The sequence below is a fragment of the Niallia sp. MER 6 genome (assembly GCF_023714395.1).
Taxonomy (GTDB): Bacteria; Bacillota; Bacilli; order Bacillales; family Cytobacillaceae; genus Niallia.
In genome coordinates, this window is the sequence record NZ_JAMAUK010000023.1 from 1 (window position 1) to 14,286 (window position 14,286).

At 33.5% G+C, this 14,286-nt stretch carries 13 protein-coding genes; 10 read left to right on the forward strand and 3 right to left on the reverse strand.

The genetic code is table 11. The features are described from left to right. Positions 1 to 610: 610 nt before the first annotated feature. Complete coding sequence (locus M3600_RS20985; RefSeq protein WP_233314970.1) at positions 611 to 901, reverse strand: GNAT family N-acetyltransferase; 291 nt, start codon at positions 899 to 901, stop codon at positions 611 to 613. A 30-nt stretch (positions 902 to 931) separates the two neighbouring features. Continuing rightward, positions 932 to 1,147 (reverse strand): (4Fe-4S)-binding protein, encoded by a 216-nt coding sequence (locus M3600_RS20990; RefSeq protein WP_233314971.1) that lies wholly within the window; start codon positions 1,145 to 1,147, stop codon positions 932 to 934. A gap of 903 nt (positions 1,148 to 2,050) precedes the next feature. Between M3600_RS20990 and M3600_RS20995 the strand changes: the two genes are divergently transcribed. The 10 genes from M3600_RS20995 (at position 2,051) to M3600_RS21040 (ending at position 11,995) form a co-directional block, all read left to right on the forward strand. Beyond that, positions 2,051 to 3,201, forward strand: a protein-coding gene (locus M3600_RS20995) for an IS3 family transposase (RefSeq protein ID WP_251647429.1) whose coding sequence is annotated in 2 segments (ribosomal slippage) — positions 2,051 to 2,300 and positions 2,300 to 3,201 — 1,152 coding nt in all. Because the reading frame shifts where the segments join, the coding sequence is not laid out codon by codon here. Between the two features lie 447 nt (positions 3,202 to 3,648). Beyond that, entirely contained in the window at positions 3,649 to 3,951 is a 303-nt protein-coding gene (locus M3600_RS21000; RefSeq protein ID WP_251647431.1) for a hypothetical protein, read from the forward strand. Between the two features lie 54 nt (positions 3,952 to 4,005). Then, complete coding sequence (locus tag M3600_RS21005; protein ID WP_251647433.1) at positions 4,006 to 4,461, forward strand: Imm6 family immunity protein; 456 nt, start codon at positions 4,006 to 4,008, stop codon at positions 4,459 to 4,461. A 428-nt stretch (positions 4,462 to 4,889) separates the two neighbouring features. Next, positions 4,890 to 5,396, forward strand: coding sequence for a hypothetical protein (locus M3600_RS21010; protein WP_233314974.1), 507 nt, complete (start codon positions 4,890 to 4,892; stop codon positions 5,394 to 5,396). A gap of 100 nt (positions 5,397 to 5,496) precedes the next feature. Beyond that, positions 5,497 to 6,111, forward strand: coding sequence for a DUF6060 domain-containing protein (locus tag M3600_RS29250; RefSeq protein ID WP_251647435.1), 615 nt, complete (start codon positions 5,497 to 5,499; stop codon positions 6,109 to 6,111). Positions 6,112 to 6,205: 94 nt separating this feature from the next. Beyond that, positions 6,206 to 6,424 carry a bacteriocin immunity protein gene (locus tag M3600_RS21020; RefSeq protein WP_237943016.1) on the forward strand — a complete coding sequence of 73 codons (219 nt, stop codon included), beginning with the start codon at positions 6,206 to 6,208 and terminating at the stop codon, positions 6,422 to 6,424. A 474-nt stretch (positions 6,425 to 6,898) separates the two neighbouring features. Next, entirely contained in the window at positions 6,899 to 7,747 is an 849-nt protein-coding gene (gene licT / locus M3600_RS21025) for a BglG family transcription antiterminator LicT (RefSeq protein ID WP_233314977.1), read from the forward strand. Between the two features lie 109 nt (positions 7,748 to 7,856). Then, positions 7,857 to 9,728, forward strand: a complete 1,872-nt coding sequence (locus M3600_RS21030; protein ID WP_251647437.1) for a beta-glucoside-specific PTS transporter subunit IIABC — start codon at positions 7,857 to 7,859, stop codon at positions 9,726 to 9,728. Positions 9,729 to 9,743: 15 nt separating this feature from the next. Then, positions 9,744 to 11,192 carry a glycoside hydrolase family 1 protein gene (locus M3600_RS21035; RefSeq protein WP_251647439.1) on the forward strand — a complete coding sequence of 483 codons (1,449 nt, stop codon included), beginning with the start codon at positions 9,744 to 9,746 and terminating at the stop codon, positions 11,190 to 11,192. 50 nt (positions 11,193 to 11,242) lie between these two features. After that, positions 11,243 to 11,995 carry an SDR family NAD(P)-dependent oxidoreductase gene (locus M3600_RS21040; protein WP_251647440.1) on the forward strand — a complete coding sequence of 251 codons (753 nt, stop codon included), beginning with the start codon at positions 11,243 to 11,245 and terminating at the stop codon, positions 11,993 to 11,995. 359 nt (positions 11,996 to 12,354) lie between these two features. Here the strand turns inward: M3600_RS21040 and ycaC are convergent, their stop codons facing one another. After that, entirely contained in the window at positions 12,355 to 12,999 is a 645-nt protein-coding gene (gene ycaC / locus M3600_RS21045; protein ID WP_233314981.1) for an isochorismate family cysteine hydrolase YcaC, read from the reverse strand. Positions 13,000 to 14,286: the final 1,287 nt, after the last annotated feature.

A 14,286-nucleotide genomic window follows, 5' to 3' on the forward strand; every position in this document is an offset into this window, starting at 1 on the left:
CTGTTTAGCAGACGGGATCTCTGTCCCACTGGCAGTTACGTTTTACCCCGGCTACAGTTATAATAAGCCCATATAAAAAATGGTCAACTAGAAATATTTTCATTTCTGGTTAACCTTATAATACGAACTCGGCAGGTTAGTTTAACAAGCATTCCGAAAGTATTATGGTGCTTTAAGAAAAAATAATTTTTGGGAGGGGTTGGGAGAAGAAAGAAAATGAAAAAATTATTGTTAAATCCCTTTTTAATAAAGATAAATAACAAAGAGTTTTATTTAACCATTAGGGCTTTAAGTGGTAAATGTTCTTCTAGTCCTGGTCATACTAGCATTCCTCTATAACCGAATAAGATATAATCGACTTCCGAATTTAGTGGTAACCATCGCAACTTGACAAGGTGCCTCCAAGTCCATACTTTTGCCAGCCAGAAAACCAGATGGAAAAGATATCTGGCTTGCTAGCTAGGCTAGCATAACCGCCTCTCCTAGTATTGTTGCTAGTATGAATCTCTTATACTATTTAGCAGTATGCCCTGATTTAGTGATTAGTCGACTGGACCTTATTTTTTGTCCAGTTATGTGTAGCTCATTCAACACATGTAATAAAATGGAATTATTTTGCTAGTACATCTTGATATTCTTCTTTACTTTCAAGAACACTTTTTGCGTAAGGACATACAGGAATAATATATAAGTTTTCATCTCTTGCATATTCAACTATCTTGTTTACTAATTCTTTGCCTAATCCACGGCCATTATGTCCCTCGTATACAACTGTATGGTTTACAATAATTAAATTTTGTCCATTTACATCTTTTCCACTTGGGATAAATTGAATTCTTGCAATAATTTCATTAGATTCCTCAATATAGAATTCATTCTTGTCCATTTTAATTTCAGTCATTTCCTCATTCTCCTAACTTTTTAGTCCTGTTTATTTTTGTTCATAAGTAAGTGCTCTGCTTGGACAAAGATCAATCACTTCCATGATTTTTTCAGCTGTTGCATTCTGTGGTGATACCCAAGGTCTGTTCTGGGTATTGAATACACTGGGCAATCCCTTTACACATTCTGCTGCATGTTTGCAATTACTGGGTTTCCAATATATTTTGATACCTTCAGTATCATAAGTTTTAATTTTTTCGCTCATAATATCCTCCTTCTGATAGTTCCATGGTAATAGTTTTGAATTACTCTTAATTCTTACTCTAATTGATATTTCACAAATATGTATGATGGGTTTTTACCAGCAAAAGAGCTATTTAGTAGCAACATTATAAATTTTTGAAAAACAATATTAATTTAATAGTACTATATGTTAAGAGGAATCTCCAATTCGAGACTTGTTATTTAAAAATAAAATTATTGAAACATAGTGAAGTTATTTATAATCAGATTTTATTCCACAGAAATAAAAACAGTAAAGGTGCAGTATTCCTTTAATAAGTGGAAGCCTGCCTATTGAAGAAAAGTAGCTGGTTATTGGATGTGATTGAATATAATGAAATGTCTTTAAAAAGGATTATCTACTTCAAAAAATGTTTAATTTGATAAGAAGGAATTCTAGCAAAAACCAGAAGCCAAATTAAGATTTCTGGTTTTTAGTTTTATTATATCTTACTATGTCATATACAGCTCGAAGCGAAAAAATAAAAAGTATTAGTATCATAATACTAGAGGTTATCCCTGTTTTATAAGTAAGTAAAAAAACGAGTATTGCAGATAATATTAGGTTAGCAATTAAGTTTGTAAACTCTGATTTGAACATAGTTAACTTCCCCTTTATTCTTGTCTTTCTTGTATTCTATTAATTTGTAAATCATATAATAGGCGGTAGGTAATTTTATATGTTATTAAAACGAATTGCTTAGAATAAGGAAGAACCAATAAAATGAATTAAGTAACCGAGGTGCTTCCATATGACATATAACTAACAAACAAACTCTCTTCGAATAAACTTTCCAATCCTAAAAAATAAAAAATGGAGTTAGTATAGTTTCATGGACACAATTTAATTAAGTCCTTACAATTATTTTGAGAGGATGTGTCCGAATTGGAACGTAAACCTGCAGGCAAAAAATATAACGATGATTTTAAGAAAACGATTGTGGATTTGTATCATTCCGGCAGCCCGGTTAAAGAATTAAGCAGCGAATATGGCGTATCAGAAGTAACGATTTATAAATGGGTGAAAGACTTTACCCCTATTGGTTCAGAAAAAGAGGCGCTGACACCAAAAGAGTTAGCCGAAATTCAGAAAGAAAACCTTCGGTTAAAACAGGAGGTAGAAATTCTAAAAAAGGCTATGGCCATATTCGCCAAAAAGTAACCGAATCAGAGCTCATCGATTTTATCGAGGAACACAAGGATCAATATCCCGTCCAGAAAATGTGCGAAGTACTGGCCGTGCCAAGAAGCAGCTACTATGGCTCCCTTGAAAAAACGACGTCAAAACGCGAACTGGAAAACCAGGAACTCACACAGGAAATCCAACGGATTCACCTGGAAAGTAAGGCGCGTTATGGCGCACCGAAAATCCATAAGACCTTATTAAACAACGGGGTTTGTTTAAGCCTGAAGCGTGTCCAGCGCTTAATGAGAAAGGCAGGCATCCGTTCGATTACCAGGAAAAAATACCGTCCTTTCCCCTCAAAAGAAAAGATTGTGCAGCTGGGTAATCTTTTAAAAAGAGACTTCTCTACCTGCACGATCAATGAGAAATGGGTGGCGGATATTACGTATATTCCTACGGTAAAAGACGGCTGGTGCTATCTGGCCTCTGTATTGGATCTGCATTCGAAAAAAATTGTTGGCTATTCTTTTTCTCGTTTTATGACTTCGGAATTAGTGATCGAAGCACTTCAAAACGCCTGTTTTTCTCAAAAGCCCCGAAAGGGCTTAATTCTTCATACCGATCTGGGCTCACAATATACCAGCAGTGAGTTTACTCAGCATGTCCAAAAATACGGAATAAGGCAGTCTTTCAGTCAGAAAGGCTGTCCTTATGACAATGCCTGTATAGAGTCATTTCACGCTATATTAAAGAAAGAAGAAGTCTATCATACCAAGTACACAGACTACCGGGCAGCGAAGCTGGCCATGTTTCAGTTTATAGAGGGCTGGTACAACAGAAACAGAATTCACAGCAGCATCGGCTATCAAACACCTCAAGCTATGGAGGATCAGATTAGAAGAACCGCTTAATACTTAACTTTTTTGTGTCCAAATTATTGACTCAAATCCAAAAATACCTCACTTATCAAACCTCCGTTATAATAAATATGAAGTCAATTACAGTATATACATTTAATGCCGTTTTTACAAAAAAAACCATTTGATTAAGACTGAGAGATTATATAATACCAGGTTGTTATGTTAAATATAAGCTGCCAATTATGAAAACTTATCTTCTTCCTAAAGGGGAGAAACCAAGGATGAAAAATGTTAATAATATTAGGGAAATCCTAAAAAGGAATTCCTATTTATATAGAGAAGAAATCCATTTTCTATCATAGGTATGTAGCAGATTCAGTACAGTATTGGCAACTTCAATGTAATCTTGGTTTCTTTTTACAGATTCAAAATTAAATCATATACCGTCTTCTTCTAGAGATTCACTTCCTAGTCTAAACCGATCATTCGCCGATTCAGATGCCTGATAGAAATATAAAGGCTCCTAGCAACAATCCGCTTTTTACAAGACATGCAGAAGAAGGAGTTCTTAATGAGTTTGATGCTGCTGTTATTCAGAAGGGATTGAATCCAGAAGAAGTAACAGGTACATTAAGATTACATCAGTCTAATCCATCTGGTGTTTGTAGAAAATGCTATCAAGGATTAGCTAATGATAAAGTACCTACTGGCATTTTAAAGCAATTAAGTCAGCGTTATCCTAATTTAACTATTATAGTTACATCTGACCCAATGAAGCTGTTAAGGTTACAGGTAGGTTAGAATTAAATATTAGAAATGGAAAATACATAGAATAAAGATTTATAGGAGGGTATTATGGAAGAACATACATTTAGCCATTTAACAGATGAAGGAAAAGTACTCTTTTTCATTCTGCTATCAAAAGAAATTTTAAGTGACTTTTCACAGATTGAAGATAGACAGCTAGCACAAAATGCTCTTTCAAAAAGTTTGGAATGGGTAAAAAACAAAGAAGAAATTGGTTACGAACTTTATAATTTGTTGGATGATGAAGAGAATGGAATAACAATTATTCAAGAGATGTCCGAAAATGAGAACGATATTGCTGCATGGAATTGTATTATCGACACAGTTGCTTATACAAGTCGAAAAGCTATGGAAAAGGAGGGTGTAGAATACTTTCCAGAACCAATTGCCCTAGTGGATGATACTTTAGTGGAACATTTTATTAGTTCAATTGAACAAATTAAAGGTAATGCTACTCTCCTAATAAAGAAGACTTACGACCAACTTTTAACAAACTTAGATTAAGCGTAAAATAAATAATATAAATTTATATCTGTTTTTAGGGATGCCGATATCGTTGGATGTCGGCATTTTGAAATTACATACTTAAGAAAGATTCTAGCGAGAAACTAAACCAAGACTTAGAGAATAGATATATAGAAAAGCAAGTTATTATCATTCTTTGACTCTAATCGTATGTGTAACAGAAGTTAGTATATTGTTTATAAATCAAAAATATTAAATAAATTTTATACTCTCCCTTATATTAGGATAATTTTTGAAATGTAAATTCCAAAATAAAAGTTATTTGGTTAAAACTTAAATATTAAACTTCTGCATATCTTAAGTAATTATGTAAAAAAATGTTAGATAAAGGGCTTGTCTTATTATTTTGAAATCTTTATATTTGTTAGAATATTGACATACGATCACTTACATAGGAGGACTATTTAATGAAAAAGGGAGTATTTATTTTTGCGACGTTGGTTTTAGTAGCTCTTGTTGTTTTTATATTTAACAAATTAATCAATACTGAAAAAATTGAATCAGAAGTTCAATTTGATTCGGAGGCAGAGGCATTAGAATATGCTAAAGATGAATCTCCATATATTGTTGACTTCATCAGTCAAACAAAATTAGTAGATAGTGAGAAAATGGTAATTTATAAATTTAAAAAAGATGAAGCGGTTGGTATAGGTACTGGAACTTTGGTATGGAAAAACAAAAAAGTTTCATGGTATAAAAATGGAAACGATGTAATTATTAGCGATAAAAACAATAATACGAATATTATAGGGGATGTTGAATCTTATTCAGGAAAAAAATTCAAATTGTATGCTGGTATAACAAATTCAAAAAATATTAAAATTGAAACAGAAACAGATAGTGAAATCTCTCCCCATATTGATGATAACTCTGGTTTATATTATTTATTAGTTCCAAGCTTGAGACAAAAATAATTAAATATTTACATATTTTATCAATTTTTATTTTAGGCATTTTTAGTTTTTCTCAAGGCATGCAGAAGAAATTCAGAAGGTTAATGTTAATGCTAAAGGTGTGGCAACATTTTACGATGAAGAATTAAAAGCAGAAATTTCACCTTTTATAGTGACTGAATCTGGTCTTATTCCTGTTTCTGAAGAAGAATATAAAGAATCTACGAATATATCAGAAGTGGAAAACTTAGAAAATGAATTTATTGATAATAGTGAAAGTTCAGTTGCTAAACTAGTTACGACAATTAATAGTAACCAAACAGTCACTCCTTACGCAGATATTGATTGGGTAACATGGAGATACAAAGAAAAATCAGCAACAAAATATTATGGCGATTCTATTAAAGTTTCTGCTAGCATTGACTGTAATACAAAAACTTGTAGAGTAGATAAACAATGGTCAGCAACAGTCTCTAAATCTTATAGTGCTAGTGCTAAAACAGAAGTTAAAGCTATAGACGTAGGAGCAAGTTTTACTTTAACCACAGCAAAATCAAGTTCTAGTACATATTCATTTACTGTTAATAAGTGCCAAGCTGGATATGTAGCTTTTAAGCCTTATAAAAGAAAATCTACAGGTACACTAAGTCAGGTTTCAGAAATGCGAGGAGTACTCAAGAGTAAATCAGCATATGCAAGGTCTGCTATTAAGTTAAAGTCTGGAGAATTTAGATAATTTAATGATTACTTCTCCAAGAATGCTTCAAGTTATTTTGGATCCTGCATATCACTTTGGAAAGAAAGGGAATTAATTAAGGATGGTGGATAACATGGAAAATAAAATGTCAAAAGAAGAATTAGTTCAATTAGTAAATAAGATAATAAACCCATTACTTTCTGACGAAGAGGTAAGTGAGTATATTGATATTCTTGAAAAGAATGTACCACACCCAGCACCGAGTGATTTAATTTTCTGGAGTGATAAAGAATTAACACCAGAAGAAATCGTAGATATTGCCCTAGCCTACAAAGAACAAGAAGACGAGTAAGGGGTTCTTGTCAATGTATATACATAAAAGAAAACACTCTAACTATGTGTTAGGGTGTTTTTTTATTAGAAGAGATAGTTTGGCTATCTTTTAAAAAGGAGAGAATGTAATGTTTAAAAAAGAAGTAATCCAGCTCTATAAATATAATGGATAGAGATGGATTAAAAGAAGAGTCTTTCATAATAAAATTATGTATCCGTCTATAAGAGTAGATTGTGTTCTTACAAATTCCCTTTTTTATACGAGTTATATGTTAGATGGATAGGGATGATACAATAATTTCAAAGTTATATTGTACATATAAGTTTATTGACAACGTTTTCTTTACGTGTTAAGCTTATATCAAAATTTAGGAGTGTTACTGATTCGATCAGGCATAACCAATTATAATTGTAATGGAAATAGGGAACCTATCTATCCATGCGATTATAATTGGTTTTTTTTATTTTATTCATAAAGTAAGAGGGATTATCAATGAAACTAAAACAGGCATTTAATAACAACGTTGCTCTAGCTCTAGATAATAGTGGAAACGAAATCATCGTGATGGGAAAGGGGGTTGGTTTTAATAAGAAAAAATATGAAGAAATTAATCCTAAATTAGTTGATAAAGTATATTCTTTAGATTCTCCTGAGTCCAATCAGTTAACAAGTATTCTAAATAGTATTCCAGCCGATTATATCTTCTTAACAAATCAAATTATTCGTTTGGGCGAAGATATTTTACAAAAAAAGTTAAGTGATGCCTTTATTGTTACTTTGGCCGATCATTTAAACTTTGCCTTAGAAAGACATCAAGATAACCTATTAATAAAGAATCCACTTCATTGGGAAGTTAAGAATCTTTATAAGGAAGAATATGAAATAGGCGTTAAATCCCTTAATCTTATTAAGAGATTTACTAACATTTCATTGCCAGAGTATGAAGCGACGTCTATTGCCTTGCATTTTGTTAATGCGCAACATAAGAGTGAAGAAATGAAGGTTACTCTACAAATCACAGAAATTACTAATAAAATTCTTGATATTATTAGCTATCATTATCAAATGAAAATCCAAGAAGACTCAATTAATTATTCAAGGTTACTGACGCATTTACGTTACTTTATTTTAAGGCAATTAAATCATGATGAAAAAACCATGGAAGAAATTACGTCTCTATATAACATCATAAAAGAAAGATATCAAAACGCTTATATCTGTGTGAAGAAAATTGAAAAGTATTTAAACATCGAGTATAACTGGCATCTGTCCAACGATGAACTGGCATATTTAGCAATTCATATACATCGAATGACTTCAAGGAATGAAAAACAAAATTAGGGTGTTACTGTTAAATCAGGCATAACCTAAATATACTTCAGAACAAAATTTTGTTTTGAATTATATTTAGGTTTTTATTTTGTCTAGAAAAAAGAATAGGAGTAAACAAATGAGTCAGGAAAAATTGGCAAAAGATATTGTAAATAGAATTGGTGGCAAAGAAAACATAACAAGAGCTTGGCATTGTGTAACAAGGCTTCGTTTCCATGTCAAAGATGAAAGTAAAGTCGATGTGGAGGGAATTAGAGAGTTAACTGGAGCAATGGGGGCTCAATTTCAAAACGGTCAGTTCCAGGTGATTATTGGAAATAAGGTTATGGAAGTATTTAAAGAGGTAGAATCGTTAGTTGGAAGTAATAGTGAAAGTGGTGTTGATGAATCAAGTGCAAGCAAGAAAAAGCTTTTAGGTAGGTTCTTTGATATGATCTCGGGTGTATTCTCTCCTGTCATTCCAGCAATTGCTGGGGCTGGGATGATGAAAGGGATACTTGCTTTATTGCAAGTATTAGGATGGATATCAGTCGAAAGCGATGCGTATCAAGTTCTTACCATTATTTCTGATGCCGCATTTTATTTCCTTCCTTTCTTATTAGCAATATCAGCTGCTAAAAGATTTAAAGTGAGTGAATATTTAGCGGTAGCATTAGCGGGTGCATTACTGTACCCAACTATTACAGCTGGGGTAGCCAGTGGAGAAGCAGGATTAAAGTTCTTAGGTATGTCTGTTCCTTTCATAGGCTATAGTGCCACTGTTATTCCAATTATTATTGCTGTTTGGGTTCTAAGCTATGTTTATAAAATAATAAATCGAGTTGTTCCTAATACAGTGAGAGTGGTATTAACACCAACACTTGTTTTCCTAATTATGATTCCTTTTACATTAATTGTTGCTGGTCCAATTGGATTTATAGTTGGCGATTATGTAGGAATTGCAGTTGCATGGATTTATGAGCATGGAGGAGTATTTGCTGGGATTTTAATTGGTGGTTTAATGCCTGTGTTTGTAGTTACCGGAATGCATTATGGTTTTGCTCCTATTATTCTACAGAATATGGGTAAGTATGGTTATGATAATGCTATTTTGCCATTAAATATTGTAAACAGTTTAGCACAAGCAGGTGCAGCATTTGCAGTTTCATTTAGAACCAAAAATAAAAAGTTGAAATCTTTAGCAGTTTCTACTGGTGTTTCTGCGTTATTAGGTGTTACAGAACCTGCTGTCTTTGGAGTGAATTTGAAACTGAAACGACCATTATATGCAACCATGATAGCTGGTGCAATAAGTGGAGGAATGGTTGTTTACTTTGGAGTAAAATGTTTCGGTTTTATCTTACAAGGTTTAGAGGCTTTCCCGGTTTATATTGATCCTGTTAGTCCTATGAATTTAGTGTATACCATTATTTCTATGTTTGTTTCCTTCATTATTGCTTTTGTAATGACACTTATATTAGGGTTTGAAGATGTTCGAGCAGATGAGGAAGAAAGTACAGAGAAAACTAAAACAACTAGATTATCCCAAGATGGGGAAGAAATAGGTAGTCCATTAACAGGTAAAGTTTTGCCTCTTCAAGATGTACCAGATAAGACTTTTTCAGGTGAAATTTTGGGGAAAAGTATTGCAATTGATCCTTCAGCGAATACATTAGTTTCTCCCTTTGATGGTACAGTTGCAATGATTTATCCGACAAAGCATGCAATTGGTTTACGTTCTGAAAATGGTTTAGAAGTACTTATTCACATTGGCCTTGAAACAGTAAATTTAGAAGGCAAGTTCTTTGATGTTAAAGTAGAACAAGGTCAATATGTACAAAAGGGTCAAGAGCTTATTACCTTTGACCGAGTGGCAATCAGTAACGAAGGATACAATATGGTTACTTTAGTGATACTGACAAATAGTGATCAATATAGTTCCGTAGAGAAGTTGGATTTAGATTATCAAGAAATAAAGACAGAAGAACAACTATTTAATATTCAAAAATAAGAAGGAGTGTTTATTATGGCTAAAAGATTTCCAGAAGGGTTTTTATGGGGTGGAGCAACAGCTGCCAATCAATTAGAAGGCGGTTATAACTTAGGTGGAAAAGGTTTGTCAACAGCTGATATGATACCATTTATACCTAAGGAAGAGCGTGCTGGTGACAATGCAGTACATATTACATCTGAGCAGTTTGAGGAAGCATTTAAGGAAGACTCTAAAAAGCAATACCCGAAAAGATGGGGAGTGGATTTTTACCATCGCTATAAAGAAGATATTGCTTTGTTTGGAGAGATGGGTTTTAAAACATTCCGATTATCTATTTCTTGGGCACGTATTTTTCCAAACGGTGATGACTTACAGCCGAATGAAGAGGGACTACAATTTTATGATAATGTCTTTGACGAATTAGCAAAATATAATATTGAACCTCTTGTAACGCTATCACACTATGAAATGCCTGCTGCTCTTGTTAAGAAATATAATGGATGGATAGATAGAAAAGTAGTTAATATGTTTACGAAATACGCAGAAACAGTATTTAAGAGATATCGTAATAAAGTAAAATATTGGTTAACATTTAATGAAATCAATGCTATTGCTTTAGCTCCATATAATGGTGGAGGTTTAATAACAGACCGTTTTGAAAATATAGATCAGGCAATCTATCAAGCCCTACACCATCAATTTATTGCTAGTGCAATGGCTGTAAAGCTATGTAGGGAGATTAACCCCGATGCGAAAGTTGGGTGTATGCTTGCGAGACTGGAAACATATCCAGAAACATGTAATCCACAAGATGTGTTAAAAACGCTAAAACAAGAGCAGATGAATTTCTTTTATACAGATGTTCAAGTTCGTGGATATTATCCAAACTTTATCAAAGAATATTTTAAAGAGAACAATATTAATATAATTATGGAAGAAACGGATGAAGATCTTTTATTACAAAATAAAGTAGATTATATTTCCTTCAGTTACTATATGTCTTTAGTGGAAAGTGCCGGACCACATGGAGAAAGAGCTCCAGGTAATTTATTCTCTGGTTTAAAAAATCCATATCTTGAATCATCTGACTGGGGATGGCAAATTGATGCTGTAGGACTTCGTGTTACTTTGAATAAACTGTATGATAGATATCAAGTTCCGTTATTTGTTGTAGAGAATGGACTAGGTGCAATTGATACACCAGATGAAAATGGTATGATTCAGGATGATTATCGCATTAACTACCTAAGAGAGCATATTGTGCAAATGAGAGAAGCTATCTCAGATGGTGTGGAACTAATGGGTTATACTAGTTGGGGACCAATTGATATTATTAGTGTTTCAACTTCTGAGGTAAGCAAACGTTATGGTTTTATTCATGTCGATATAGATGATTACGGAAATGGAAGCTTCAAGAGAACAAAAAAGAAAAGTTTTGAATGGTATAAAGAAGTAATTAACTCGAATGGTCAAGTGTTGTAAAATAATAACAAGGTTATAATTAAAGTTTTGTTTTTTAAGGAGGAACTTCTATGAGTCAAAATAAAGTAGCTATTGTAACTGGTGGTGGTAGCGGGTTAGGTCAAGCGGTAGCATTAAAATTAGCAGATTCAGGTGTGTCTATTACGGTTGTGGACATTTCAGAAAGAGCAGGAAAAGAAACAGTAAGCTTAATTGAAGAAAAAGGAGCAAGAGCAATCTTTGTCCAAGCTGATGTAAGCAAGGCAGAGGATGTTAAAAAATATGTAGATAAAACAGTAGAAGAATTTGGCACAATTGATATGTTCTATAATAATGCAGGTATTTCCGGCCCAGGGGTAAAATTCGTGGATAATACTATTGAACAAATCCAACAAGTGGTTGGTATTAATCTATTAGGTGCATTATACGGAATTAAATATGTAACAGAAGTGATGCTTAAAAACGGTGGCGGTTCGATTGTTAATACTTCGTCTACTGCAGGAGTAGTAGGACAAGCTACTGTTGGTACGTATTCTGCGACAAAGCACGGCATTGTCGGTATTACTAAAACAATTGCTGCGGAATATGCAGAGCAAGGTATTCGCTGTAACGCTGTTGCACCTGGCACGATTGAAACACCTATGGTAAAAGAATACCGAGAAAAGAATCCTGAAAATGTTAAAGCGGTTGTAGAAGCCATCCCGCAGAAACGTCTTGGAAATCCTGAAGAAGTGGCAGAACTAGTTACTTTCTTGCTGGGGGATACAGCTAACTATATTAACGGAACAGTAGTATCTATAGACGGTGGCTTTACTTCCATTTAAATCCCTGATACAAAAAAAGCAATGGACTGATGCCATTGCTTTTTTTAATTACAAACAGAAAAGTTTTACTTGGCAATATAGAAAAGGAAAATATTATGTTGCTATTGCTATAATTTATGTTCAAGAAAAAGGCCGCAAATTTCATTTGTGGCAATAGGTAGTAATAAAATTAAATTTGACAGCCTCGCTACACATACTTTGTATCTAAATCCTAATAATTATTAAGCCTCAAATCTATACTCCTAAGTTGTGATAATTTAAGTAATTATTAGCTCAGCCATAAACCGTACTGCGATCCGTCTTAATTAAAAAAGCGCTGAATAAATCAGCGCCATCTAGCCTATTTCTTAGGAATAAATCTATGCATTTTGTTTACTAAGATCTCGCTGTGCACCCATATAGCTTCCAATTACATTTTGATAGCCTGGGAGATTACTAGCAAGTAAATTCCCAAATCCTTCAACATCGTTGCGCCAATCACGTTGTAATTCGCATGCTACGCTAAACCAGTTCATAAGTTGCACGCCATTATGTGCCATACGGGTATTGGCTGCATCTGCAACTTGTTTGTTGAAAGTCCCTGAAGCATCAGTAACAGCAAATACTTCATATCCAGCATTAATAGCGGAAAGTGCTGGGAAAGCAACACAAACATCTGTAACTACGCCTGCGATGATAAGTTGTTTTTTGCCAGATTCTTCGATTGCCTTAACGAAATCATCATTATCCCATGCGTTAATTTGTCCAGGGCGTGCTATTTTTGGTGCGTTAGGAAACAGATCAACCAATTCCTGCATAAGAGGTCCATTAGGTCCGTTTTCAAAGCTTGTTGTTAAAATAACTGGTAATTCAAAGAACTCAGCAGTGCGAGCAAGAGCTAAAACATTATTTTTGAATTCATCAACACCATAGTCACGAACGAGTCCAGCCATCAGGCCAGTTTGGTGATCCACTAAAAGAACAACAGCATCATCCCTATTAATACGAGAATAAAGATCAGACATTATGTATTCCTCCTAAAAATTAGTAATCGATGAAAATGGTTCGTTTGTTAAATCGGTTTATAGCTAATTGATTATTGATAGTTGATAAATAAACTTATGAGTCGGAATCACTCTTTTCATGTATTTGCTTAATGCTGATACAATTTTAAAATAATTTCAAAATTGTACTCTGGACATACAAATAATGACTATGGACTTTTCAATAGCTGTCTAAAATGATGTTACTTGCTTCTAGTGCACTACCAACTTCTGTAATCCTCATTACTTCGGGAAAGTTTATTCATTTTCTAGCCAGATTGGATACATCCATCTGTGACAATAATTGGATTTTTAGAGTTTTGCGTAAACTACCATATTTGACGGCTATTGTTTAAGTCATAAAATTCCTCCTTTGTTAAAATCAATTTATGTTACCATATAATCCCAAGAGTCATTAAGCGGCTATATACCTAATTTTCAAACTAATAAGTGTCTCTTCAAAACTAGGATGGAAACAATTCTTGTTTCTTAGAAGGACAGGAAGATTATACAGCGAACTTATATAATAAGAAATTCATGTGCCAAAAGTAGACTAGAAACGAGGAGGAGTGGGGGAGAACTCTTTGAGCGAGAACGTATTCTTTAGAATCATACGTTTGTCAGTTTTTATTGTAATTATCTTAGTTCTTGTTTATGGCTATTTTCTACAAACAAAAGGGATGTTAATGCCCTTTATAAAGAGCTCTGTAGTGCCTATGTTAATCAAGATCATTAGCGCTTATGGAATTGTTATATTGGTGGTAATGGCTATTTTCTCTTTTGGTTATTATTGTGGCAGAAGACATGGAAGCAAATCAGGATGATTTAAATATAATCCATTATTGTAATATATTTTCCTTCTATTAGTGAGGAGAAAAAAGCTAGTCTGGACTTATGAATATAAGTGCCAGTCTTTTTTTTGTATTTTTTTTCAGCTCTGTAAGTGGAGTACCTTCAATTTCCATGAGTTTCCGAACATTCACCAAGAATAGTTATCTAAGGTGCACTATAGTAGTACCTGATTTATGTATATGGAAATATTTGTATATTAGGAACGGAAACCACTATAGGTCTTTAGATGTTTTTTTGTTTAAACAGAGACTGAGTTAGTAAATGTTTGATAACGGTTTCATCCTTGGTTTAATCAAAACAATCTAAGCAACAGCGATATAGGAGTAACGCTTTAATACGGAAATGTAGCAAAATGAACATGTGAGAAAATCTAACAAGTTGCTTGCATAACTATTACGTAGCCGATTAAACTAGGCA